The organism is [Empedobacter] haloabium, from assembly GCA_008011715.2.
GTDB classification, from domain to species: Bacteria; Pseudomonadota; Gammaproteobacteria; order Burkholderiales; family Burkholderiaceae_D; genus Rugamonas; species Rugamonas haloabia.
In genome coordinates this window covers 3,279,077-3,299,519 of sequence record CP136508.1, presented here as the reverse complement: position 1 = coordinate 3,299,519, position 20,443 = coordinate 3,279,077, and the positions used below count along the sequence as shown (strand labels likewise).

At 68.8% G+C, this 20,443-nt stretch carries 18 protein-coding genes and 1 pseudogene; 8 read left to right on the top strand and 11 right to left on the bottom strand.

Annotation, left to right across the window (positions count from 1 at the left end; all coding sequences use genetic code 11):
• Positions 1-10: 10 nt before the first annotated feature.
• The 3 genes from E7V67_014410 to E7V67_014400 are packed head-to-tail and all read right to left on the bottom strand — an operon-like array spanning position 11 to position 2,063.
• Positions 11-1,315, bottom strand: a complete 1,305-nt coding sequence (locus E7V67_014410) for a permease (protein WUR10915.1) — start codon at positions 1,313-1,315, stop codon at positions 11-13.
• Positions 1,316-1,332: 17 nt separating this feature from the next.
• Positions 1,333-1,605, bottom strand: a complete 273-nt coding sequence (locus E7V67_014405; GenBank protein WUR10914.1) for a DUF2249 domain-containing protein — start codon at positions 1,603-1,605, stop codon at positions 1,333-1,335.
• Complete coding sequence (locus tag E7V67_014400; GenBank protein WUR10913.1) at positions 1,602-2,063, bottom strand: hemerythrin domain-containing protein; 462 nt, start codon at positions 2,061-2,063, stop codon at positions 1,602-1,604. Before E7V67_014400 ends, E7V67_014405 begins: the two co-directional genes overlap by 4 nt.
• Before the next feature lie 161 nt (positions 2,064-2,224).
• On the opposite strand from E7V67_014400, the gene E7V67_014395 reads away from it, so the two are divergent.
• Genes E7V67_014395 through ipdC form a run of 4 tightly spaced genes read left to right on the top strand, consistent with a single transcriptional unit; the run spans position 2,225 to position 6,289 of the window.
• On the top strand, positions 2,225-3,247 hold the full coding sequence (locus tag E7V67_014395; GenBank protein WUR10912.1) for a peptidase U32 family protein: 1,023 nt from the start codon (positions 2,225-2,227) through the stop codon (positions 3,245-3,247).
• A gap of 12 nt (positions 3,248-3,259) precedes the next feature.
• On the top strand, positions 3,260-4,150 hold the full coding sequence (locus E7V67_014390) for a U32 family peptidase (GenBank protein ID WUR16283.1): 891 nt from the start codon (positions 3,260-3,262) through the stop codon (positions 4,148-4,150).
• Complete coding sequence (locus E7V67_014385) at positions 4,147-4,644, top strand: SCP2 sterol-binding domain-containing protein (GenBank protein WUR10911.1); 498 nt, start codon at positions 4,147-4,149, stop codon at positions 4,642-4,644. Before E7V67_014390 ends, E7V67_014385 begins: the two co-directional genes overlap by 4 nt.
• 7 nt (positions 4,645-4,651) lie before the next feature.
• Positions 4,652-6,289: an indolepyruvate/phenylpyruvate decarboxylase gene (gene ipdC, locus E7V67_014380; GenBank protein ID WUR10910.1), complete on the top strand. Its 1,638-nt coding sequence runs from the start codon at positions 4,652-4,654 to the stop codon at positions 6,287-6,289.
• Between the two features lie 233 nt (positions 6,290-6,522).
• Here ipdC and E7V67_014375 read toward each other — a convergent pair whose 3' ends face one another.
• From E7V67_014375 to E7V67_014340, 8 genes and pseudogenes are all read right to left on the bottom strand, one after another.
• On the bottom strand, positions 6,523-7,227 hold the full coding sequence (locus E7V67_014375; GenBank protein WUR10909.1) for an anaerobic ribonucleoside-triphosphate reductase activating protein: 705 nt from the start codon (positions 7,225-7,227) through the stop codon (positions 6,523-6,525).
• A pseudogene (locus tag E7V67_014370) lies at positions 7,227-9,410 on the bottom strand (ribonucleoside triphosphate reductase). Before E7V67_014370 ends, E7V67_014375 begins: the two are co-directional and overlap by 1 nt.
• 143 nt (positions 9,411-9,553) lie before the next feature.
• Entirely contained in the window at positions 9,554-10,132 is a 579-nt protein-coding gene (locus E7V67_014365) for an SCO family protein (protein ID WUR10908.1), read from the bottom strand.
• Between the two features lie 12 nt (positions 10,133-10,144).
• The gene (locus E7V67_014360; GenBank protein ID WUR10907.1) at positions 10,145-10,903 is read right to left on the bottom strand and encodes a formylglycine-generating enzyme family protein; all 759 of its coding nucleotides are present in this window, start codon (positions 10,901-10,903) and stop codon (positions 10,145-10,147) included.
• Complete coding sequence (gene nirK, locus E7V67_014355; protein ID WUR10906.1) at positions 10,900-12,408, bottom strand: copper-containing nitrite reductase; 1,509 nt, start codon at positions 12,406-12,408, stop codon at positions 10,900-10,902. The genes E7V67_014360 and nirK overlap by 4 nt, the downstream gene beginning before the upstream one ends.
• A gap of 105 nt (positions 12,409-12,513) precedes the next feature.
• Positions 12,514-12,906 (bottom strand): SirB2 family protein, encoded by a 393-nt coding sequence (locus tag E7V67_014350; protein ID WUR10905.1) that lies wholly within the window; start codon positions 12,904-12,906, stop codon positions 12,514-12,516.
• An 8-nt stretch (positions 12,907-12,914) separates the two neighbouring features.
• A complete protein-coding gene (locus E7V67_014345; GenBank protein ID WUR10904.1) occupies positions 12,915-13,178 on the bottom strand; it encodes a DUF2249 domain-containing protein in 264 nt (87 codons plus the stop codon).
• Between the two features lie 55 nt (positions 13,179-13,233).
• Complete coding sequence (locus E7V67_014340; GenBank protein ID WUR10903.1) at positions 13,234-15,507, bottom strand: nitric-oxide reductase large subunit; 2,274 nt, start codon at positions 15,505-15,507, stop codon at positions 13,234-13,236.
• A 219-nt stretch (positions 15,508-15,726) separates the two neighbouring features.
• Between E7V67_014340 and E7V67_014335 the strand changes: the two genes are divergently transcribed.
• The 4 genes from E7V67_014335 (at position 15,727) to hemN (ending at position 20,431) form a co-directional block, all read left to right on the top strand.
• Positions 15,727-16,200, top strand: a complete 474-nt coding sequence (locus tag E7V67_014335) for an Rrf2 family transcriptional regulator (GenBank protein WUR10902.1) — start codon at positions 15,727-15,729, stop codon at positions 16,198-16,200.
• Between the two features lie 117 nt (positions 16,201-16,317).
• Positions 16,318-17,574, top strand: coding sequence for a nitrate/nitrite transporter (locus E7V67_014330; GenBank protein ID WUR10901.1), 1,257 nt, complete (start codon positions 16,318-16,320; stop codon positions 17,572-17,574).
• 25 nt (positions 17,575-17,599) lie between these two features.
• Positions 17,600-18,985: a NarK family nitrate/nitrite MFS transporter gene (locus E7V67_014325; protein ID WUR10900.1), complete on the top strand. Its 1,386-nt coding sequence runs from the start codon at positions 17,600-17,602 to the stop codon at positions 18,983-18,985.
• An 18-nt stretch (positions 18,986-19,003) separates the two neighbouring features.
• Positions 19,004-20,431 (top strand): oxygen-independent coproporphyrinogen III oxidase, encoded by a 1,428-nt coding sequence (gene hemN, locus E7V67_014320; protein ID WUR16282.1) that lies wholly within the window; start codon positions 19,004-19,006, stop codon positions 20,429-20,431.
• Positions 20,432-20,443 lie beyond the last annotated feature (12 nt).

The window sequence follows — 20,443 nt, the reverse complement described above, 5'->3', positions numbered from 1 at the left end:
GTTCTCGAGGTTAGTGGACCGGCGCGACGGCGGGCACCGACCCGGCGTCGGTGGCGCGGCGCAGACGTGTGTACAGCCGGGTGGCGCGCCACAGGTTGACGAACAGCGTGCCGCAGGAAAGGCACAGCAGCACCGCGGCGGGACGCGTCAGCAGGGCCGGGAAGAAGCAGGCCGCCAGCAGCAGCACCAGCGCGGCGCAGTGCAGCAGGAACTGGCCGCGCGCATGCGCGGCCGGAATGATGCTCTGGATGCCGGGCACGCCGGCCTTGCGGCCGTCGCCCGCGTGCTGCAGGTGATACCAGGTCAGGAACGGCACGATCTTGTACAGCATGCCGTTGATGGTGGCGAGCGCGAAGCCGACGATCAGCAGCATGCCGCGCGCCAGGTCGACGCGGTCGTCGTGCGGCAGCAGGCCGGCCATCAGCGCCGCCACCAGGCTGGCCAGCGCGGCGCGCCAGAACAGCGTGGTGACGTCGGCCGTAGGCCGCTTGCGGTGCGCCAGCAGCCACAGGGTCGCCAGTGCGAAGCCGCCATAGCCCAGTCCCAGCAAGGCCAGGCTGGCCAGGCGGAACGGTTCGGCCACGCCGCTGGAAAGCGACGCGGCGACCAGCAGCAGGAACAGGGTGGTGCAGTAGCCGCCCGTCAGCCAGCGCGGGTAGGGCTCCGTCACCTGGAACATCGGCACGACCTGGAACGCCACGCCGATCACCAGCAGGCCGACCCAGCCCAGCAGGCCCCAGGTGGCGTGCAGGTCGGTCAGGGTCAGCAGCGGCAGCGCGAGCACCTCGGGCCAGGCGTAGGAGACGGCCAGCAGCAGGCCCAGCGTCACCGTCACGGCCAGCGCGGCCAGCGCCAGGCGGATGGCCGTCAGCGACGCGTCCGCGCCGCTGGGATACTGCTGCCACAGGCCCACAGTGCAGGCGCCCAGCAGCAAGAGGAAGCAAGCGCCCAGCGCGGCGACGGCGGGCGCGAACAGCCAGGGCCGCTGCAGCAGGAAGGCCAGTGCCAGCAGCAAGGTACCGGCCACCAGCAGGCCATGCATGACGTGGCCGGCGCGCACGCTGCCCGGCACCGTGATGCCGGCCATGACTGGCAGGATCTGCAGCAGCGCGCCCGTCATCGCCATCGTCAGGCAGCCCAGCGTCAGCAGGTGCGTCAGGGCCAAGGTGACGGGCGACCAGCGCGTTGCCAGCGCGGCGTCGCCCTGCCACAGCAGCAGGCCGGCGGCCAGCGCGGCAAACACCGGCACTGTCAGGAAGAAGCGCAGCGGCAGGGCCAGCGGCGGGTTCATGTCGAACGACAGGATACGTTGCATGGTGCGGCCCGGTGTCCTTATGCGGCGCTGGACAGAGGCAACTGCCAGATCAGCAGTTCATAGCGGCCGTCGCCGGTCGGGCAGGTGCGGTGGCGGAACTCGTAGCGCTCCAGCACGCGGTACAGCGGGTGCGGTTCGCGGTCGATCAGCACGCGCAGGCTGCCGCGCTCGGGCAAGGTATCGAGCGCTTCCAGGATGCGCACCATCGGCTCCGGCGCTTCCAGGCCGCCCACGTCCAGCAGGGTCGCGGGCCATTGCAGCGGGTCGTCCGCAGGGATCGGATTCTTCACGCTGCCTCCCCGACCGGCTGCTCCCATTGGCGCCGCAACTGCTCCAGGAGCGGCTGCGCGCTGGCGCCCAGGAGGTGCAGGGCGGTCGGGTACAGCACGTTCTCCTCCTTCAGATTATGTTGGTGCATCAGGATGCGCAGGCTGTCGGCGTGGTCGAAGCAGGCGTTGGCATCGTGCGCGTCGATGGCATCGGCCATGCGCTGCACCAGCACGCGGATGTGCTGGTGCTCCATCCGCATCACGGCGGTGGGACCGGCGCCGCTGCCCAGCACTTTTTCCATCGCCGGGAACAACAGCGCTTCCTCGCCGCGCAGGTGCTGTTCCAGCGCGCAGGCGAAGCGGCCGAACGCGTCGCAGGCGGCATCCCAGTCGCGGTCGGCGATGTGCGCCTCGGCCTGCAGGTAATGCGCATCGCAGGCGCGGTGTTCGTCGGCCAGGTACTCGTGCAGCGTGGTCATGATTTCTCTCCTGTTTTGCGTTGCCGCCATTGTGCGCCGCACCCAACAGGCAAATCCTTGACCTAGGTCAAAGATTTCCTGTTTGACAGCAGGATACAGTGCGTCCGTCGTGCCAACCGGTGCGATGTCGTCCCCTACAACTGGAACTTCTGACAGCTGTCATGACCGAACCGTCTTCCCCATCCTCCTTTGAACTGGTGTGCCCGGCCGGCAGCCTGCCCGCGCTGAAAGCGGCCGTGGACAACGGCGCCGATTGCGTCTACCTGGGCTTTCGCGACGCCACCAATGCGCGCAACTTCGCTGGCCTCAATTTCGACGAAGCCGCCATTGCGCAAGGCATCGCCTATGCCAAGGCGCGCGGCCGCAAGGTGCTGCTGGCCCTGAACACGTATCCGCAACCGGGCATGGAGGCGCTGTGGCGCGGTGCCATCGAACGCGCGGCAGATGCCGGCGTCGATGCCGTGATCCTGGCCGACCCGGGCCTGATGCGCTACGCCGCCGAACGCTTCCCGCATCTGCGGCTGCACCTGTCGGTGCAGGGCTCGGCGACGAACGTCGAGGCCATCGCCTTCTACCGGCGCCACTTCGGCATTGCCCGCGCCGTGCTGCCGCGCGTGCTGTCGCTGGCGCAGGTCGAACACGTGGTCGCCAATACCGACGTGGAGATCGAGGTGTTCGGCTTCGGCAGCCTGTGCGTGATGGTGGAAGGGCGCTGCGCGCTGTCGTCGTATGCCACCGGCGAATCGCCCAACACGCATGGCGTGTGTTCGCCGGCACGCGCGGTGCGCTGGGAAAACGGCCCGCGCGGCCTGGAGTCGCGCCTGAACGGGGTGCTGATCGACCGCTACGCCGAGCACGAACACGCCAGCTACCCGACCCTGTGCAAGGGCCGCTTCGACGTGGCCGACGAAACCTATTACGCGATCGAGGAGCCGGCCAGCCTGAACACGCTGGAGCTGCTGCCCCGGCTGCTCGAGATCGGTGTGCGCGCCGTCAAGATCGAGGGCCGCCAGCGCAGCCCGGCCTACGTGGCGCAGGTCACACGCGTGTGGCGCGACGCCATCGACGCGGCGCGCACGAATGCCGCGCGCTTCTCGGTCAAGCCGGACTGGATGAACCAACTGAACGCACTGGCCGAAGGCCAGCAACACACGCTGGGCGCGTACCACCGCGCCTGGAAATAAGGAGCACACATGCTGAAGATCGCCGTGGGGCCGCTGCTGTATTACTGGCCGCGCGCCACCGTCATGTCGTTTTACGAGGAGGTGGCGGCCGGGCCGGCCGACATCGTCTACCTGGGCGAGACCGTCTGTTCGCGCCGCCACGAGCTGCGCGCGGCAGACTGGATTGCCGTGGCCGAGCTGCTGCGCGGGGCCGGCAAGGAGGTGGTGCTGTCCAGCATGGCGCTGCTGGAGTCGAGCGCCGACGTGACGGCCTTGCGCAAGCTGGCCCAGAACGGCCGCTTCGAGATCGAGGCCAACGACATGGGCGCCGTGCAGCTGACCGACGGCCGTCCGTTCGTGGCCGGGCCGCACCTGAACATCTATAACGGCGGCACCCTGCAACTGCTGCACTCGATGGGCGCACGGCGCTGGGTGATGCCGCTGGAGATGAGCCGCAAGTCGCTCGACGTGCTGCAGGCCGCGCGCCCGGCCGGCATGGAGACGGAAGTGTTCGCGCTCGGCCGCATGCCGCTGGCGTTCTCGGCGCGCTGTTTTACCGCGCGCCATCGCAACCTGCCGAAGGACGACTGCCGTTTCAGCTGCATCGCCCACCCGGACGGCCTGCGCATGGACACCCGCGAAGGCAAGCCCTTCCTGGTCCTGAACGGCATCCAGACCCAGTCGGCGGCCGTCTACAACCTGGCTGGCGAATTCGACGCGCTGGTGGCCAGCGGCGTCGACGTGCTGCGTATCAGCCCGCAGTCGGAACATACGGCGCAGATCGTCGCCCGCTTCGACACGTTGCGCCGCGGCGCGGACGCCGCCGCCGTCGCGGCCGACGTGACGACGCTGCTGCCGGATGCCGCCTGCGACGGCTACTGGCACGGCCGGCCCGGACTCGAACTGGCCGGGAGGGTGGCATGAACGCGCCGCGCCTGCCACGGCCCGCCGCCCCCGTCACATTGCCTGCGCTGATCGGCCGGCTGGGCGGCAAGCTGCCGCTGCTGCCCGGCGCCGCACTGTTCGCGACAGGCCTGAACCTGGCCCTGCGCCCGGCCTTGCCGGCCGACGTGCGCGCCGCGCTGCAGGACCGCCATCTGCGCATCCGCGTGCTGGACGCCGGCCTGGCCTTCGACGTGGCCTGGCAAGGCAGCCGCTTCGTGCCGCGCGCACACGGCGCCGTGCCCGACCTGGACATCGCCGCCAACGCGGCCGACCTGCTGGCGCTGATGCGCCGCGAGACCGACCCGGACACGCTGTTCTTCGGCCGCCGCCTGTCGATGCAGGGCGACACCGAACTGGGCCTGTTGGTCAAGAACACGCTGGACGCGCTGGAACTCACCCTGCCGGACCTGCACCCGCTGGCGCTGCTGCGCTGGCTGCGCGACAGCCGTTCCGGCTTCCGACAGACCAACTGAGGCGATCATGGACACGAGTACCAACCTGACCCGGGCACTGCTGGCGGCGCTGCAAGCGCACGGCGCGCGCGAGATCTTCGGCCTGCCCGGCGACTTCATCCTGCCGTTCTTCATCGAGGCGGAGGAGGCCGGCACCCTGCCGCTGTACACGCTGAGCCACGAGCCCGGCGTCGGCTTTGCGGCCGACGCGGCCACGCGCTACGGCGGCGGCATCGGCGTCGCCGCCGTCACGTATGGCGCCGGCGCGCTGAACCTGGTCAACCCGGTGGCGGCCGCCTATGCGGAAAAGGTGCCGCTGGTCGTCGTCTCGGGCGCACCGGGCGCGCGCGAGCGGGCCGGCAGCCTGCTGCTGCACCACCAGGTGCGCAGCATCGACTCGCAGCTGACGATCTTCCGCGAGATCACTTGCGACCAGGCCGTGCTGGACGACCCGGGCACGGCGCCGGCGCTGATCGCGCGCGTGCTGGCGCGCTGCGTGCGCGAGTCGCGGCCGGTCTATATCGAGCTGCCGCGCGACATGGCGCGGGTGCCGTGCGCGCCGGTGCCGACGCTGGCCGAGCCGACCTGGGACCGGGATGCGGTGGCGGCCTGCGTGCGCGAGGTGACGGCCCGGCTGCGCGCCGCCCAGCGCCCGGTGCTGGTGGTGGGTATCGAATTGCGCCGGCTTGGCCTGGAGGAGCAAGCCGCGCGGCTGGCGCGCCAGCTGGGCGTCCCGGTCGTGACCACCGTCATGGGCCGTGGCCTGCTGGCCGGGCGCGGCGTGCCGCTCTTGGGCACCTACCTGGGCGGTGCCGGCGACCCGCTGGTGGCGGACGCGGTGGAGGAATCGGACGCGCTGCTGATGCTGGGCGTGCTGCCGACCGACACCAATTTCGCCGTGGCGGACGGCCGCATCGACCAGCGCCACACGCTGATGGCGACCGAGGGCAAGGTTTTCGTCGACCACCACGTCTATCCGGCCATCCCGCTGGCGGCGCTGCTGGAAGGGCTGCTGGACAGCGGCCTGCGCGCGCCGGCGCCGGCGCCGGAGGCGCCCGGCCGGCACTGCCCATGCGACCTGCACGCAGACGGCGCGCCGGTCTGGCCGCTCGACATCGCGCGCGGCATCAACGACATGCTGGCCACGCACGGGCGCATGCCGGTCGTCTCCGACATGGGCGACTGCTTCTTCACGGCGCTGGACATCGAGGACGCGGACCTGCTGGCACCGGGCTACTACGCGACGATGGGCTACGGCGTGCCGGCCGGGCTGGGGCTGCAGGCGCGCACGGGCGAGCGTCCCGTCATTCTGGTGGGCGACGGCGCGTTCCAGATGACGGGCTGGGAACTGGGCCACTGCCGCCGGCACGGCTGGGACCCGATCGTCATCGTGTTCAATAATGCCGGCTGGGGCATGCTGCGCAGCTTCGAGCCGGACGCCTGCTTCAACGAACTGGGCGACTGGCACCTGGCCGCGATGGCGGCCGGCCTGGGCGGCGACGGCGTGCGCGTGCGCACCCGCGCCGAGCTGGCCCAGGCATTACAACACGCCGCCACGACGCGCGGGCGCTTCCAGATGATCGAGGTGATGCTGCCACTGGGAGCGCAGTCCGATACGCTGGCAAGGTTCGTGGCCGCGGCGCGGCGGCGCAATGGCATGTGCTAGATAGTGGGCCCCGCGGTTTTCTTGCTGCGGGCTTGTCCCGGCTTATTCACTGCCGCGGATGAAAACCGGGGACAGTCCCGTAGGGACAGTCCCCAAGCCTCGGTACGGCGCGGAAGAATAGCTTAGGGTCTGTCCCCGCAGGGGACTGACCCTGGTTTTAATCGCGGCAGTTGCTCCGGCCACTGCCGCGGATGAAAACCGGGGACAGTCCCAAAGGGACAGTCCCCACCCAGCTACGCACGCCGCAACAGGAACGTCCGAAACCGTGCTCGTACGTCGGCGAGCGTCTCCTCGGCCGGATACGCCACCCCGGTCGCGAGCCGCAGCTGCGCGTCGTTGCACCCCTGCGGCCGGAACTGCTGGATCACATAACGCTCGACACCCAGCACCCGCAGCTCGTCGGCCATGCGCAGGAGCGCGTCCGGCGCCAGCAGGTCCGGATGGACGGTGGTGCGGCATTCGTAGTCCACGCCGCTGGCCAGGATGGCCTGCACGCAGGCGCGGGCGGCGGCGCCGCTGCCGGGCACCCGGGTAACCAGGTGGTAGTCGTCAAACGGCGCCTTGACGTCGAAGCCGACCCAGTCGGCCAGCGGCAGCACGGCCGCCAGGCGCTCGGGATAGATGCAGGCCGTATGCAATCCGACTTTGAAGCCCAGCGCGCGCGCCTGGCGCATCGCTTCCGGCAGGGCCGGATCGGTGGTGGGTTCGCCGCCGCTGAAGACGACCGCGTCCAGCAGGCCGCGCCGCCGCGCTAACGTCGCGAGAATGTCGTGCCAGTCCAGCGGGCTGGCGAGGGGGCGCTGCCGCAGGTGGGGATTGTGGCAGTAGCCGCAGCGCCAGGCGCAGCCCTGCACGAAGACCACCGCGGCCAGCTGGCCGGGGTAGTCGGTGGCCGTGAACGGCGTGAAGCCGCCCACGTTCAGCGGGCGGTCCGTCATCAATGAGGGGCGTCCACGCGTTTTTCGTCAAAATACCGGCGTTCTTGGAACTCGCCCTGCTTGCCGACATTGAACGACGAGACGGGGCGGTGGTAGCCCATCACGCGGGTCCAGATCTCGCAAGGCTGGCGCTCCGGATCGTCCGGGCTCAGAGTCATTTCGGGTGCTTCGGTCATGATGGCCTTTCAGTGTGGTTGGGTGATCGCTGCTTGCCGCCGCCGCAGCAGCTCGGCATCGCATTTCGGGCAGAACGGGTGGCTGCCGGACAGGTAGCCGTGCTTGGGGCAGATCGAGAACGTGGGCGTCACGGTGATGTACGGCAGGCCGAAGCGGCCCAGCGCGCGTCGCACCAGCGTGCGGCAGGCGGCCGCGCTCGATACCGCTTCCGTCATGTAGAGATGCAGTACGGTGCCGCCGGTGTACTTGCGCTGCAGCGCGTCCTGCCGTTCCAGCGCCTCGAACGGGTCGTCCGTGAAGCCGACCGGCAGTTGCGAGGAGTTGGTGTAGTAGGGCATCTTCTCGGTGCCGGCCTGCAGGATGCCGGGGTAGCGCTTGCGGTCCTCGCGCGCGAAGCGGTAGGTCGTGCCCTCGGCCGGCGTGGCCTCCAGGTTGTACATATGCCCCGTCTCTTCCTGGAAGCGCAGCATGCGCGCGCGCACGTGATCCAGGAGACGCAGGGCCAGGGCGCTGCCACGCTCGCTGGTGATGTCATATTCGTCGCCGCTGAAGTTGCGGATCATCTCGTTGATGCCGTTCACGCCCAGCGTGGAGAAATGGTTGCGCAAGGTGCCCAGGTAGCGCTTGGTGTACGGGAACAGGCCGTTGTCCATATGGCGCTGGATGACCTTGCGCTTGATCTCCAGGCTTTCCTTGCCCAGCTCCAGCAGCCGGTCCAGCGCGGCCAGCAGCGCGGGCTCGTCGTCGGGATACAGGTAGCCCAGGCGCGCGCAGTTGACGGTGACGACGCCCAGCGAGCCGGTTTGCTCGGCCGAGCCGAACAGGCCGTTGCCGCGCTTCAGGAGCTCGCGCAGGTCCAGCTGAAGGCGGCAGCACATCGAGCGGATCATGTTCGGCTTCAGCTCGGAGTTCAGGAAGTTCTGGAAGTACGGCAGGCCGTAGCGGGCCGTCATCGCGAACAGCAGCTCCGCGTTGTCGCTGTGCCAGTCGAAATCGGGCGTGATGTTGTAGGTCGGGATCGGGAAGGTAAAGGCACGGCCCTTGGCGTCGCCTGCCGTCATGACCTCGATATAGGCACGGTTGATCAGGTCCATCTCCTGCTGCAGCTCGCCGTAGGTGAACGGCTGCTCGACGCCGGCGATCACCGGCACCTGTTCGCGCAGGTCTTCCGGGCAGGTCCAGTCGAACGTCAGGTTGGTGAACGGCGTCTGCGTGCCCCAGCGCGACGGCACGTTCAGGTTGTAGATCAGTTCCTGGATCGACTGCCTGACCTGGTCGTAGCTCAGGCCATCCTTGCGCACGAAGGGCGCCAGGTAGGTGTCGAAGGAGCTGAACGCCTGGGCGCCGGCCCATTCGTTCTGCAGGGTGCCGAGGAAGTTGACGATCTGGCCGCAGGCGCTGGACAGGTGCTGCGGCGGCGCCGACTCCACCTTGCCCGGTACGCCGTTCAGGCCCTCGGCCAGCAAGGTGCGCAGCGACCAGCCGGCGCAGTAGCCGGCCAGCATGTCCAGGTCGTGGATGTGGATGTCGGCATCGCGGTGCGCCTGGCCCACCTCGGGCGGATAGACGTGGTTCAGCCAATAGTTGGCGATCATCTTGCCCGACACGTTCAGGATCAGGCCCCCCAGCGAATAGCCCTGGTTGGCGTTGGCATTGACGCGCCAGTCCTGCCGGTCCAGGTATTCGTTGATCGACGTCTCCACGTCCACCAGCGACTTGCGGTCCTGGCGCAGGCTGCGGTGCTGCTCGCGGTAGACCACGTAGCGGCGCAAGGTTTGCCGGTAGCCGGCGTCGTACAGCACGCTCTCGACGTGGTCCTGTACCTCCTCCACGCACAGTGGCGTCTCGCGCGCGGCCTGCAGCCGCAGCACGGTGTTGTAGGCCAGCCGCTGCGCCGCCTCGGCGCCATACTCGCCGCTGGCGGCGCCGGCGCGGCGCAGGGCGGACAGGATCTTGGCCGCGTCGAACGGCTGCACGCTGCCGTCGCGCTTGACGATGCGCGCCATCGCGCCCATCGCATCCATCTGTTCAGTCGTGATACTCACTTTCCCTCCTGGGGATGATCGGTTACGGTCCGGACCAGCTTAGCGATTGCGCCCCGGCGGGGGCAAACGCAACACCGCGCCGGCTGCGAAATCCTTGATGCAGGTTAAAAACGCTCGGCCAGTACCGCCCGGATGCTGTCCAGGAAAGCCGGATCGGGCTCGACCTCCAGCCGGGTGCTGACGGCACGCACGGTGCCGTCAGCACCCAGCAGCGTGATGCGGGCGGTATGGCCGATCTCGCCGCCCGTCAGCGCGCGGTAGCGGATGTTCAGCGCGGCGGCCAGGCGGCGCGTCTGCGTCTCGTCCGGCGGCACGGCCAGGCGCCAGCGCCCGGAGTCGAGGCGCTGCTTGCGCGCCAGCCGGGCCAGCGCGCGCGGATCGTCGCGCAGCGGGTCGAGACTGACCAGCAGCACGCGCAGTTTGCCGGCGTCCGGCCCGAGCGCGTCCAGCGTGCGCTTGAGGGCCTCGATGACGACCGGGCAGGCGCTGCTGCAGTCGCCATAGAACATCGTCACCAGCACCGGGGCGCCGGCCATGTCGGCCAGGCTGAAGCGGCTCTCGTGCGAATCGGTCAGGACCGTGTCGAGCCGGTACAGCGAGGCCGGCGGGTAGCTGGCGGCATGGGCGCCGCCGGCGACGGCCAGCGCAAGCAGCAGGCCGGCCAGATAAGGTTGGATTCTCATGGTGTGCTCCTGTCAGCGCGCGCAGCGAAAGCCCAGGCGCGCGCCGTCGTGGTTGCTGTCGAGCGCCGCCAGCAGGGCGACGCGCATCAGGATGGCGTAGTTGCGCCGGTCGGCCAGCGAGACGGCACCGGCGCCGCAGAAGGCCAGCTGGCGCTTGCCCTGGCCGGCGCGGCTGTCGGCGTCGACGAACAGGCCGTTGAAATCCTCCACCCATTCCCACTGCAGGCCGTGCAGGTCATGGATGCCGTACACGTTCGGCACGCCCTGGCCGATGGGGCCCGGCACCTTGGCACCGGGCGCCGCATACCAGGCCAGGATGGTGGCCAGCCAGGCCGGGTCGTCACGCGCATCGGCGCGGGTGGCGTCGGCCGCGGCGGCGAACTCCCACTCGTGCCAGCGCGGCAAGCGGGCGCCCTCGCTGGCGCAGTAGGCCGCCGCCGCATGCCAGCTGACGTGGGTCACGGGCGCATCGTCCGCGCCGCCCGCCAGCGCCGCTAGGTAGGAAGGGCCGGCGAACAGGGCCGGGGCCCGGCCCCGCGCCCACTCGGGCGCGCGGGCCACGAAGGCGCGGAACTCGGCATTGCTGACCGGCCGTTCGCGCAGCTGGAATGGCGCGACCGTGACGGCCGCGCCGGCCGCGTCGTCCGGCAGGACCGTGCGCAGCGTCCCGCCGGCGAGAGCGTGGTACGCCGGTTGCGCCGACGCACCGCCTGTCATCGCCAGCGCGGCTGCAAGGGTGGCTGCCACGGCGATGGCGGCGCGGCCCATCATTTGCTCCGGGCGGCACGCATTTCGCGCACCTTGGCCGCATCGAGCACCGGCTTGCCGTTGTTCATGTCGGTGCTGATGTAGTTGATGACGGCGGCGATGTCGTCGTCGGACAGGTCCTGCGGCGGCATCACGCCGTTGTAGTGCTCGCCATTGACGACCAGTTCGCCGCTGCGGCCGTTCAGCACGATGTGCGCCATCTCGTAGGGCCGCTGCTGGAAGAAGTCGGAATTGGCCAGCGGCGGGAACACGCCCGGCACGCCCTTGCCGTCCGGCTGGTGGCATGCGCTGCAGTTGGCGTCGTACACGGCGCGGGCGCGCAGGTGCGTGGCCGGCTGAGGGGAGGCGGCCGGTGCCGCGGCCGCGGCGGGCGCGCGCGCCACCGCCTTCACGGTCGGCACGGCGCCATTGGCCTTGGCGGCCTTGACCACCGGCGCCGGCGCCGGCTTGGCGGCCAGCATTGGCGCATCCGCGGGCAGCGCGCGCTTGATGCCCTTGGCGTAGATCTCCGGCCGTTCCTGGCCTTCCACGCTGATCATGCCGATCGCACCCTTGTTGAAGGCGCGCGTCAGCGAGTGGTCCACCAGCACCAGTTCGCCCGGCACGCGCGGCGTGAACTCGACGATCGTCGAGCCGCCCGTGGGCACCATCGTGGTCTGCACGTTTTCCTGGAAGTGCTTGCCGCCCTCGGTGTAGACCTTGTCGAAGATCGTGCCGATCACGTGGAAGCTGGACGTGATGTTGGGGCCGCCCACGCCGAAGAACATGCGCACCGACTCGCCGGCCTTGGCCTTGAGCGCGTTGGCGCCGGTCAGCGCGCCATCGGCACCGTTGAAGACGACGTAGGTCGGCTTCTCGTCGATGGCCTTCTGCATGTCGAAGTTCTGCAGGCCGCCGGCGCGGTACTGGCCGGCGGTGTAGAAGTCGCCCTGCATCACGTAGTATTCATGGTCGACCGGTGCCATGCCCTCGGCCGGCTCGACCAGGATCATGCCGTACATGCCGTTGGCGACGTGCATGCCGACCGGCGCGGTGGCGCAGTGGTACACGTACAGGCCGGGCGCCAGCGCCTTGAACGTGAATTCGGCCTCGTTGCCCGGTGCGATCAGCGTCTGGGCGGCACCGCCGCCGGGACCCGTGACGGCGTGCAGGTCGATATTGTGCGGCAGCTTGTTGCCGGCCAGGTTCTGCAGATGCAGTTCGACCGTGTCGCCTTCGCGCACGCGGATCATCTTGCCCGGCACGGTGCCGCCGAAGGTCCAGAAGGTGTAACGGGTGCCCGGGGCGATCTCGCGCTCCACCTCCTCCACGGTCAGGTTGACGACCACCTTGGCAGGCGTGTTGCGGGTGATGCGGGGCGGGACGGCCGGCGGCGCCACCAGCTCCTGCACCACGACGGGCAGGCGTTCCGCCGCGGGCGCGGCGGGGGCGACGAAGGCCATTGCGATTGCCGCGGCCAGCGCGGCGGAGGAGACGATAGAGAGACCCGGCTTGCTGTTCTTGTTCATGCTCTTCACCTTGTTCGGTTGGTTGGTCATCTTGCGCGATGACGAAACCATCGTAGGCTTGCGCAGGAACAAAATCCTTGATGCAGGTTCTGGAAAAAGCAGGTGTCAGGCGAAGGGGACGACGTGCTTCGTCACGGCGACCGAGACGATATAGGCAAAGGTGACTAGGGCGGCGCCGAACGCCGTGGCGCGGATGGCGCGGGTGCGCCCACGCCGCAGCGCCACGCCGCCCAGCAGCACGTACACGACCAGCGCGATCACCTTGGCACCCAGCCAGTCCTGCGCGAACGGGTATTGGCCGGACAAGACCGCCAGCGTTACGGCGCTGGCCAGCAGCAGCGTGTCGACCAGGTGCGGCAGGGTGCGCACCCAGCGCCGTTGCAGCATGCCGGGTGCGGCCAGCATCCACATGCCGCGCAGCAGGAACAGCGCGCCGCTGGCGCTCACGCAGGCGATGTGCAGGTGCTTGACGGCGTAGTAGTGGCTGGCAAGGCCCATGGCAGTCCTTACGCGGCGACCAGGAAGTCGATCACCACCTGGCCCGGCTCGCGCGCGACGTAGGAAGCCTTGATGCGCTCGCCGTAGTAGTGGCCGATCTGCTGCAGGAGCGGCAGCGGATCGTGGTCGTTACAGAAGCGCATGATCTCGCCGGGCGCCAGCGCGTCGAGCGCGCCGAAGATGGCGGCGTGGCGGAAGCGCTTGGCGACGCCGCGTGCATCGAAGGGGTAGATGCCGGCGGGACCGGCGGGTTGGGAACAATCGTGCGACATGGTGGACTCCGTAAGGTGGGAAAAGCCGGGCAGGCGCGCTGCCCGGCAAGGTGGATCAGGCGGTCGGTGCGCTGGCCGTCGTGACGGCGGCGGGCTGGGCCGGCCGGCGCATCAGGCGCCAGCCGAACAGGGCGAGGTACAGGCAGCCGACGGCGAACACGATGTCGCCCGGCACGCGCAGCCACACCAGCGTTTCCATCAGCGGCGAGTGGACCACTTCCGGCGAGCGGGCATACCACATCCCTTCGGTGATGCTGGCGACCGATTGCACCAGGCCGGCGGGTGCCAGCGAGATGAAGACCATCATCGCCAGGCCAATGTTCAGGCACCAGAACATGGGTTTGAGCAGGCTGTCGGCCCAGGCGGCGCGCTCGGACAGGCCGCGCAGGCAGAACAGCAGCAGGCCGATGCCCAGCATGCCGTACACGCCGAACAGCGCGGCATGGCCGTGCGCCGCCGTCATGTTCAGGCCCTGCATGTAGTACAGCGCGATCGGCGTGTTGATGGCGAAGCCCAGCAGGCCGGCGCCCACGAGGTTCCAGAAGCCGACGGCGATGAAGCACAGGATCGGCCATTTGTAGGTCTGCACCCAGGCCGCCGAACGGGAACGCTGGTAGTTGCGGTAGGCCTCGATGCCGAGCATCGACAGCGGCACCACTTCCAGCGCCGAGAACATGCCGCCCAGGGCGATGACGAAGGTCGGCGTGCCGGTGAAGTAGAGGTGGTGCAGCGTTCCCAGGATGCCGCCGAACAGGAACACGATGGTTTCCAGCACGATGGCGCTGTTGGCGGCGGCCGCGCGGATCAGGCCCAGGCGGGTGAACAGCAGGGCGATGACGGCGGTGGCGAACACCTCGAAGAAGCCCTCGACCCACAGATGCACCAGCCACCAGCGCCAGTATTCGATCATCGAATAGTGCGAGTGGCGGCCCCAGGTCAGCGAGGTGGCGTAGAAGCCGCCGATGCACAGCGCGGACAGGAACACCATGACGATCAGGCCGCGGCTCTCCGAAGCTTTCCTCAGTGCCGGCCACAGGGCGCGGCCCAGCAGCGTGACCCAGAACAGCAGGCCGACGAACAGCAGCACCTGCCAGACGCGGCCCATGCTGGTGAATTCCAGGCCCTGGTTGCCCAGCCAGAAGGCGAACGCGCTGCCCTTGTGCTGCAGGGTGCCCAGCCAGCCCGAGGCGGTCGAACCGACCACGATGAACAGCAGCGCGTAGAACAGCACGTCCACGCCCAGCTTCTGGAACTTCGGCTCGTGGCCGGAGATGGCCGGCGCGATGTACAGGCCCGTGGCCAGCCAGGCGGTGGCGATCCACAGCACGGCGAACTGGGTGTGGATGGTACGGCTGACGGAGAACGGCAGGATGTCGGCCAGCGGGATGCCGAAGAAGCTGTGGCCTTCGACCGCGTAATGGGCGGTGACGACGCCCATGCCCACCTGGGCCAGGATCAGGCCGATGACGACAAAGAAGTACTTGCGCGTGGCGCGCATCGATGGCGTGGCCTTCAGGTTGAACAGCGGATCGGCTTTCGGTGGCGCCGGATCGTCTTCCTCCTTGTGGGTGGCGTGGAACCAGATCATGGCGGCGATGGCGCCGATCATCAGCACCACGCTGGCGATCGACCAGATGCCCACTTCGGCGCGGGGACGGTTGCCCACCAGCGGCTCGTGCGGCCAGTTGCTGGTATAGCTCAGGCCCGGCTGGCCCGGACGGTCGGTGGCGGCGGCCCAGGCCGACCAGAACACGAAGGCGGGCAGGGCGTCCAGCTCGGCCGGGTCGGTCAGCACGCCGTTGCCCATCGCATACTGCTCGCGCAGGCCGTCCAGCGCCGGATCGGCGCCAAACAGGCCACGGTAATGGCGGGCGACTTCGCGCACGGCGGCGGCGCGGTCGTTGGACAGCACGATGGTGCCGCTGGCCTTGTCATAGGTATTGCGGCGCAGCTCCTCTTGCAGGCGCGCGTTCAGCGCGGCCTGGACGGGCTTGGACAGCGTGTCGAACGCCGCGCCGTGCTCGCGCTTGGCCCAGATCTCGCGCAGCGCCAGGGCCTCGCGGTGCAGCCAGTCGGCCGACCAGTCCGGCGCGACGTAGCTGCCATGGCCCCAGACGGAGCCGACCTGCTGGCCGCCGGCCGCCAGCCAGGCTTGCTGGCCCTGGTCGACCTGGCCCTCGCGGTAGAGCGTGGCGCCGTCGGCGGCGACGACCTGTTTGGGTATGGGGGGCGCGGCGAGCCAGATCTCCGATCCCACCCAGCCCAGTACGGCGAAGGAGAGAGCGCAGATGACGGCGAGCCAGGTCCAGAGTTTGCGTGTGGCGTGCATGGCTAGTTTCCTCATCAGGATTGATCACATGGCGGTTTGTTCGACCGTCTGGGGAGCATGGTAGGACTGCCAAATTAAAGATGCATCTCGGATGTCTGTTTTTCTTGATCCAGGTTATGAACGGTCGGTGCGACCCCGTCCGATAATCCGGCCAACCCGTCGAGGAACCGGGCTCGGACCCGCCGGGTCCGACCCCGGCCCTTGCGCAACCTGGAGAACATGATGCACCTCACCGCCTGCACCGACTACGCCCTGCGCACCCTGATGATGCTGGCCGGCCAGCCCGGCCGGCTGGTGACGATCGAGGAGGTCGCCGCCAGCCACGGCATCCCGAAGAACCACCTGACCAAGGTGGTGCATCGCCTCGGCCTGGCCGGCGTGCTGCGCACGGTACGGGGCCGCAACGGCGGCATCGAGCTGGCCCGGCCGCCGGCCCAGATCCACATCGGCGCCGTGGTGCGGGCGATGGAGCAGAACTTCCACATGGCGGCCTGCTTCGATCCGGCCCACGGCGATTGCCTGTATGCGGGCGGCTGTGGCGTGCAGGCCCTGCTGGTGCGTGCCACCAACGCCTGGCTGGCACAGCTCGATGGCGTGACCCTGGCCGACATCGCGCGGCCCGCCACGGGGCGTGGCGCTAGCCAGCCGCTGCACCGCATGGCGATGCCGTGCCCGGACCGATGCACGGACTAGTGCTTTGTGACTAGCCGGCTCACCTGATTGCCGCCGGCGCCGCCGACCTCCTGCCGATGGTCGCGCCAGGTGCCGCCGCGTACGCTTCCAGCATCGATCAAAGCGTCGGAGGATGCAGTGAAAAACAACAACAAGGCCATAACCATACTGACCAGCAGTACGTTCTCGTTCACGGTCTGCTTCGCCGTCTGGATGATGTTCGCGGTGCTGGGCATACCCATCAAGAAAATGCTCGGCCTGAACGAAACCCAGTTCGGCCTCTTGGCCGCGATGCCGGTGCTGAGCGGTTCGCTGGTGCGCGTGCCGCTGGGGATCTGGACCGACCGCTTCGGCGGGCGCATCGTGTTCTTCGGCGTGATGCTGGCCACCGTGATCCCGGTCTGGCTGATCGGCCACGCCACACAGTACTGGCAGTTCCTGGTCCTGGGCCTGCTGCTCGGCCTTGCCGGCGGCTCGTTCGCAGTGGGCACGCCGTACGTGGCGCGCTGGTTCCCCAAGGAGCGGCGCGGCCTGGCGATGGGCATCTTCGGCGCCGGCAATTCAGGCTCCGCCCTGACCAAGTTCGTCGCCCCCGCCATCATCGCCGCGTGGGGCTGGCAGGCACTGCCCAAGGTCTACGCGGTGGCGCTGCTGGTCACCGCCTTGCTGTTCTGGTGCTTCAGCGCCACCAATCCGGCCCACAACGTGCCGAACACCACCTCGTTCGGTGCCCAGCTGGCCGTGCTGAAGGACCGGCGCGTGTGGCGCTACTGCCAGTACTACTCCGTGGTGTTCGGCGGCTACGTCGGCCTGGCGCTGTGGATGACCAAATACTACGTGGGCCAGTACGGCTTCGACCTGGGCCTGGCCGCGCTGCTGGCCGCGTGCTTCTCGCTGCCGGGCGGCGTGCTGCGCGCGCTCGGCGGCTGGGTGTCGGACAAGTACGGCGCCTACAAGGTCACCTGGTACGTGATGTGGGTGTGCTGGGTGTGCTTCTTCCTGCTGTCCTACCCGCCCACCAGCATGCAGGTGCAGACCGTGGACGGCAGCCTGTCATTGGACCTGGCGCTGTCGCCCTGGGTGTTCACCGCGCTGCTGTTCGTGGCCGGCACCGCGATGGCCATCGGCAAGGCTTCCGTGTTCAAGTTCATCGGCGACGAATTCGCCGACAACATCGGTGCCGTCTCCGGCGTCGTCGGCCTGGCCGGCGGCCTGGGCGGCTTCATCTTGCCGATCATGTTCGGCGCGCTGCTGGACCTGACGGGCGTGCGCTCGTCGGCCTTCATGCTGCTGTACGGGACCGTCTGCGTGTCCCTGGTCTGGATGCATTTCTCGTTCCGGCCGGCGCCGGCCAGCGTGGCCGCGCCCGTGGCCGCCCCGCGCGCCGCCGCCTGACACTTCAATCATAGAGGAGCACATCATGAGCAAATACCTGATCAGCACGTGGGAGCCCGAGGCCCCCGCGTTCTGGCAACGCAGTGGCAAGAGCACCGCCAACCGCAACCTGTGGATCTCGATTCCCGCGCTGGCCCTGGCCTTCGCCGTGTGGATGGTGTGGAGCGTGGTGGTGGTCAACCTGCCCGTCATCGGCTTCACCTACAGCACCAACCAGCTGTTCTGGCTAGCCGCCGTGCCGGGCCTGTCCGGCGCCACCCTGCGCATCTTTTATTCATTCATGGTGCCGATCTTCGGCGGCCGCAAATGGACGGCGCTGTCCACCGCCTCGCTGCTGGTGCCAGCCATCGGCATCGGCCTGGCCGTGCAGGACCCGAATACCAGCTATCCGACCATGCTGATCCTGGCCCTGCTGTGCGGCTTCGGCGGCGGCAACTTTGCCTCGTCGATGGCCAACATCAGCTTCTTCTACCCGAAGGCACAGAAGGGCTATGCACTGGGCATGAACGCGGGCCTGGGCAACCTGGGCGTGTCGGCCGTGCAGTTCATCGTGCCGCTGGTGATCACCACCGGCATCTTCGGCGCCCTTGGCGGCGCCGCCCAGATTCCCGTCAAGGCCGGCCATGGCGACGCGCTGTGGCTGCAGAACGCCGCCTTCATCTGGGTGCCGTTCATCGTCGTCAGCACCCTGTTTGCCTGGTTCGGCATGAACGACCTGGCGTCGGCCAAGGCCTCGTTCGCCGAACAGGCCGTGATCTTCGGCCGCAAGCACAACTGGCTGATGTGCTGGCTGTACACCGGCACGTTCGGTTCCTTCATCGGCTACTCGGCCGCCTTCCCGCTGCTGACCAAGACGCTGTTCCCGGACGTCGACCCGCTGCGCTATGCGTTCCTGGGACCGTTGGTCGGCGCGCTGGCGCGCGTGGCCGGCGGCATCATCTCCGACAAGCTGGGTGGTGCCCGCGTCACCCTGTGGACCTTCGCCGGCATGATCGCCGCCGTCTTCGGCGTGATCTCGTTCCTGCCGCAGGCCGGCACGGCCGGCAACTTCACCGGCTTCTTCTGGATGTTCATGCTGCTGTTCGCCGGCACCGGCATCGGCAACGCCTCGACCTTCCGCATGATCCCCGTGATCTTCATGACGCAGCACCAGCGCGCCGCCGCCGGCAAGCCCAAGGCCGTGCAGGACCAGGCCATCGTCGACGCCAACAAGGAAAGCGCCGCCGTGCTGGGCTTCACCTCCGCCGTGGCCGCGTATGGCGCCTTCTTCATCCCGAAAAGCTATGGCACGGCGATCGCGCTGACGGGCCGCCCGGACGCCGCCCTGTACTGGTTCATCGCCTACTACGCCAGCTGCATCGCCATCACCTGGTGGTGCTATGCGCGCAAGAACGCCGCCATGCCTTGCTGACCTGACTGGAGAGCCATGATGCCATCCGCCACCGTGATTCCCATCGCCCGCTCCGTCGAGTTCGACGCCGCCCTGGTGCGCCGCCTCGACCAGCAGGGCCCGCGCTACACGTCCTACCCGACCGCCGACCGCTTCCACGCCGGCTTCGGGCCAGACGAATACCGCGCCACGGTGGCCGCGCTGCGCGCGCAGCCCGGCCCGCACGCGCTCTCGCTGTACCTGCACATCCCGTTCTGCGAGTCGCTGTGCTACTACTGCGCCTGCAACAAGATCATCACGCAGGACCACGGCAAGGCCGTGCAGTACCTGGACTACCTGGAGCGCGAGATCGCCATGCAGGCGGCGCTGGTGGCCGACCTGGGCCCGGTGACGCAGCTGCACTTCGGCGGCGGCACCCCGACCTTCCTGACCGACGAGCAGATGGGCGGCCTGGTGGCCGGCCTGCGCCGCCGCTTCGACTTCGCCTCGGACGAGGAGGGTGAATTCTCGATCGAGGTCGATCCGCGCACGGTGGACGCGGCGCGCGTGCACACGCTGCGCCGGCAGGGCTTCAACCGCATCAGCCTGGGCGTGCAGGACTTCGACCCCGAGGTGCAGCGCGCCGTCAACCGCATCCAGCCACATGCCGAGACGGTCGCCGTGCTGGAGGCGGCCCGCGCGGCCGGCTTTCGCTCGATCAGCGTGGACCTGATCTACGGCCTGCCGCTGCAAAGCGTGGCCAGCATCGGCCCCACGCTGGACAAGGTGATCGCCGCGCGGCCTGACCGCGTGGCGATCTACAACTACGCGCACATGCCGCACCTGTTCAAGGCGCAGCGCCTGATCGACGCCACCCAGCTGCCCGATGGCGAGACCAAGCTGGCGATGCTGGGCGTGTGCATCGAGCGCCTGACCGCCGCCGGCTACGTCTACATCGGCATGGACCACTTCGCGCTGCCGGAAGACGACCTGGCGCGCAGCCAGGCCAGCGGCCAGTTGCAGCGCAATTTCCAGGGCTATTCCACCCATGCGGCGGCGCAGATGGTGGCGCTGGGTGTCTCGGCCATCAGCGCCGTGGGCCGCTGCTATGCGCAGAACGAGAAGGTGCTGTCGGCCTACTACGAAAAGCTGGATGCCGGCGAGCTGCCGCTGACACGCGGCACGGTGCTGGACGACGACGATCTGCTGCGGCGCGACGTGATCGGCGCGCTGATGTGCGACTTCGCGCTGGACTTCGACACGCTGGCGATTCCCGGCGGCGTGCCGGCCGCCGAGTACTTCGCCGCCGAGATCGCGCGCCTGCGCCCGCTGGAAGAGCAGGGCCTGCTGTGCATCGGCAGCCGCGGCATCAAGGTCAAGCTGCGCGGGCGCCTGTTGATCCGCAACGTCTGCATGGCGTTCGACGGCTACCTGCACGCGCCGGTATCGGAAGGCCCGCAGCGGCCGCGCTATTCGCGCACCATTTGAGAAGAAGAGAAT

Coding starts and splice junctions, on each gene's coding strand:
- E7V67_014400 (WUR10913.1), bottom strand. CDS start 2,063: ATGACCACGCTGCACGAGTACCTGGCCGACGAACACCGCGCCTGCGAT.
- E7V67_014350 (WUR10905.1), bottom strand. CDS start 12,906: ATGGGCCTTGCCAGCCACTACTACGCCGTCAAGCACCTGCACATCGCC.
- E7V67_014325 (WUR10900.1), top strand. CDS start 17,600: ATGAGCAAATACCTGATCAGCACGTGGGAGCCCGAGGCCCCCGCGTTC.
- nirK (WUR10906.1), bottom strand. CDS start 12,408: ATGAACAAGAACAGCAAGCCGGGTCTCTCTATCGTCTCCTCCGCCGCG.
- E7V67_014375 (WUR10909.1), bottom strand. CDS start 7,227: ATGACGGACCGCCCGCTGAACGTGGGCGGCTTCACGCCGTTCACGGCC.
- E7V67_014385 (WUR10911.1), top strand. CDS start 4,147: ATGAACGCGCCGCGCCTGCCACGGCCCGCCGCCCCCGTCACATTGCCT.
- E7V67_014395 (WUR10912.1), top strand. CDS start 2,225: ATGACCGAACCGTCTTCCCCATCCTCCTTTGAACTGGTGTGCCCGGCC.
- E7V67_014340 (WUR10903.1), bottom strand. CDS start 15,507: ATGCACGCCACACGCAAACTCTGGACCTGGCTCGCCGTCATCTGCGCT.
- ipdC (WUR10910.1), top strand. CDS start 4,652: ATGGACACGAGTACCAACCTGACCCGGGCACTGCTGGCGGCGCTGCAA.
- hemN (WUR16282.1), top strand. CDS start 19,004: ATGCCATCCGCCACCGTGATTCCCATCGCCCGCTCCGTCGAGTTCGAC.
- E7V67_014360 (WUR10907.1), bottom strand. CDS start 10,903: ATGATGGGCCGCGCCGCCATCGCCGTGGCAGCCACCCTTGCAGCCGCG.
- E7V67_014365 (WUR10908.1), bottom strand. CDS start 10,132: ATGAGAATCCAACCTTATCTGGCCGGCCTGCTGCTTGCGCTGGCCGTC.
- E7V67_014335 (WUR10902.1), top strand. CDS start 15,727: ATGATGCACCTCACCGCCTGCACCGACTACGCCCTGCGCACCCTGATG.
- E7V67_014345 (WUR10904.1), bottom strand. CDS start 13,178: ATGTCGCACGATTGTTCCCAACCCGCCGGTCCCGCCGGCATCTACCCC.
- E7V67_014410 (WUR10915.1), bottom strand. CDS start 1,315: ATGCAACGTATCCTGTCGTTCGACATGAACCCGCCGCTGGCCCTGCCG.